Raw genomic sequence first — 1,101 nt, 5'->3', positions numbered from 1 at the left:
AAACCCGATTGAACCCACTTTAAAAGGCACCATTTTGCGGTGCCTTTTTTATTGCGCGCATGGCAGACGCAAGGCGCAAGCTATATTCAAGCCATGAGTGACAAGCATTTTCCTGCCGACGGTTCGCCCCCCAAACCTCCCCATAAAAAAGGCGGGCATACGCCCAGCCCTGCAGCGGCCAACGCTGCCGCCGCCAGTTTTGCCGCCCTGACGGCCAATCTGCACTACCTGGATGCCGCCAGCGTGGAGCAGGTGCGCCAGGCCTACCGGTTTGCCGACGAGGCCCATCTGGGCCAGTTGCGCAACAGCGGCGAACCCTACATCACCCACCCGATTGCCGTCGCCGCCCAGTGCGCCGCCTGGAAGCTGGATGCCCAGGCGCTGATGGCCGCCCTGCTGCACGACGCAATGGAAGACTGCGGCGTAACTAAGCCCGAGCTGATCGAGCGCTTTGGCGCGCCGGTGGCCGAGCTGGTGGACGGCCTGACCAAACTCGACAAGCTGCAGTTCAACACCCGCGAAGAAAACCAGGCCGAGTCGTTTCGCAAAATGCTGCTGGCCATGGCCCGCGACGTGCGGGTGATTTTGATCAAGCTGGCCGACCGCACCCACAATATGCGCACCATGGGCGACATGCCGCGCTCCAAATGGGCCCGGATTGCCTCGGAAACCCTGGACATTTACGCCCCCATCGCCCACCGCCTGGGGCTGAACCAAACCTACCGCGAGCTGCAAGACCTGTCGTTTCGCCATCTGCGGCCCTGGCGCTACGCGATTCTGGCCAAAGCGGTGGCCAAAGCCCGCAACCGACGGCGCGATCTGGTGCAAAAAGTGCAGCAGGAAGTCGAGGCGGTGTTTGCACAAACCGGTATGCAGGTGCGTATTGCCGGGCGCGAGAAAACCCTGTTTTCCATCTACCAGAAGATGGATGACAAGCACCTTACCTTTGCCCAGGTGACCGATATCTACGGCTTTCGGGTCATCGTGCAGAGCGTGATCGACTGCTACACCGCACTAGGGGTGTTGCACCAGCTCTACAAACCGGTACCCGGCAAGTTCAAGGACCATATTGCGATTGCCAAGCTCAACGGCTACCAGTCG

General features: G+C 60.7%; 1 protein-coding gene. It reads left to right on the top strand.

All coding sequences use genetic code 11. The features are described 5' to 3' along the window. Window positions 1-93: 93 nt before the first annotated feature. Window positions 94-1,101, top strand: a 1,008-nt coding sequence (locus AC097L_RS25815; protein WP_479589546.1) for a RelA/SpoT family protein, incomplete at its 3' end; no start/stop codon positions are given.

The sequence above is a fragment of the Rhodoferax sp. RT5P35 genome (genome assembly GCF_056521385.1).
The sequence above is the reverse complement of the archived record's forward strand: the minus strand, read 5'-3'. Positions and strand labels throughout refer to the sequence as shown.